Source organism: Alicyclobacillus acidiphilus NBRC 100859, assembly GCF_001544355.1.
Taxonomy (GTDB): domain Bacteria; phylum Bacillota; class Bacilli; order Alicyclobacillales; family Alicyclobacillaceae; genus Alicyclobacillus; species Alicyclobacillus acidiphilus.
Genome location: NZ_BCQI01000136.1, coordinates 1 through 1,576 on the forward strand (window position 1 = coordinate 1; position 1,576 = coordinate 1,576).

3 protein-coding genes are annotated in these 1,576 nt (G+C 50.8%); 1 reads left to right on the top strand and 2 read right to left on the bottom strand.

Annotated features, from left to right (window positions below; genetic code table 11):
* A partial coding sequence (locus tag AAC01S_RS20350) for an IS3 family transposase (protein WP_169794099.1) occupies positions 1-229 on the bottom strand: 229 nt, incomplete at its 3' end.
* Positions 230-279: 50 nt separating this feature from the next.
* Positions 280-567, bottom strand: a complete 288-nt coding sequence (locus tag AAC01S_RS18390; RefSeq protein ID WP_067623977.1) for a transposase — start codon at positions 565-567, stop codon at positions 280-282.
* 178 nt (positions 568-745) lie between these two features.
* Here AAC01S_RS18390 and AAC01S_RS18395 point away from each other — a divergent pair.
* On the top strand, positions 746-1,576 hold an 831-nt coding region (locus AAC01S_RS18395), incomplete at its 3' end, for an IS66 family transposase (RefSeq protein WP_157071302.1).

Below are 1,576 nucleotides of genomic sequence, written 5' to 3' on the forward strand. Positions count from 1 at the left end.
CTCGCATGAGCCGGTGTACTCGTTTGTGGTTTACCTGCATGCTGTATTGACGACGCAACATGACCTTGATTCTACGGTATCCATATCGTGGGAATCTCTCGCATAGATGGCGAATCCGCTGTTTCAATAGGGCGTCTTTCTCGATAACCGCTTTGTTCGCCTTCTTCACAGGCTCCTTTAACAAGCTATAACAATAAGTTCGATTCAGCTCCAATGCTTTCGCAATCACTGGGACCCGAAACCCTTCCTTGACGAGCTGAGCAACCAAGGAACGGCTGTTTACTTCCGGCCCCAGTTCGATTTTTTTCGCAACACATCGATTTCCATAGCTTGCTCGCCAATTTTGCTCATGGCTTCCTGCAACTGCTTCTCCAACTCCTGCTCCCGGGTAGAAGGGCCTGACTGAAGCCCTGCTCGTCCACCAGCCAGAAATGCGTCACGCCACTTGTAATACAGACTTTGGGCCACACCATGCTGTCGGCAAACCTCGCTGATATTTGCCCCGGGAACCATCCCTTCCAACACAATGTTCATTTTCTCGTCCACAGTCCACTTACGTCCTGGCATGAGTCAAACACCTCTCTACGTCTATTTTACCTCACCTCATCTGTCTGGGTTGACTCTGGGGCCAGTATAAAGGCACGCAGCGTGATTTGAGGCGATGAGGTTCATAGGAATATTCAAAAAAGAGTGAAACCCCTTGTTGCAACCAGGGATTCGAGGACATTTGTCGAACTTGTAGACTATGACAAATGAAGCAGCGGAAGCCATCGAACCTTATGAATCGCTCCACCAACGAAATGTGCAATTGGAGCAAAAAGTAGAATACCTGACCCGGCAACTGACATGGTACGAAGAACAGTTGCGTCTGGCTCAACATAAGCGTTTTGGCGCTTCCAGCGAGCGTTCCGATGCGGATCAACTGCGGTTGTTTAATGAAGTGGAAACGGAAGCGGCTACAGAGGTGGAGGAAGAGGTCTTACCGCAGGAAACCGAAGCCATGGCTCATGAGAAACGCAAGAGACGCGCCGCAGCGCGAGAGGAAATGCTGAAGAACCTACCGACGGAAAGAATCGAGTATCGTCTTGCCGAAGACCAACGAGCGTGTCCGTGCTGTGGGGAAACCATGCACGAAATGAGTTCTGAAGTTCGCCGAGAACTCGTGATTGTGCCAGCTCAGAAGAAAATCGTCGAACATGTACAAATGATCTACAGCTGTCGTCCTTGCGAGAAGACAGAGATCAAGACACCCGTTGTGAAAGCGACCATGCCTCGTCCAGCTTTTCCAGGCAGTTTGGCTTCTCCTGACGCTGTCGCCTACATCATCACGAAGAAATACTTGGAAGGCATGCCGCTTTACCGATTGGAGCAGCAATTTGAACGCCAAGGCATTCCGTTGTCTAGGCAAACCATGGCGAATTGGGTAGTGGCTGCTGCGGAGCATTGGCTTCGCCCTATGTATCGAAGGATGCACGAAGAACTTTTAACGCACAAGTATCTGCACGCTGATGAGACGCGGGTGCAGGTGCTGCACGAAGCGGGTCGAGCGGCAGAAACCAAGTCCTATATGTGGCTA

Bases quoted from the DNA above. Each gene is read 5' to 3' on its own strand.
- AAC01S_RS18390 (WP_067623977.1), bottom strand. From the start codon at position 567: ATGCCAGGACGTAAGTGGACTGTGGACGAGAAAATGAACATTGTGTTG.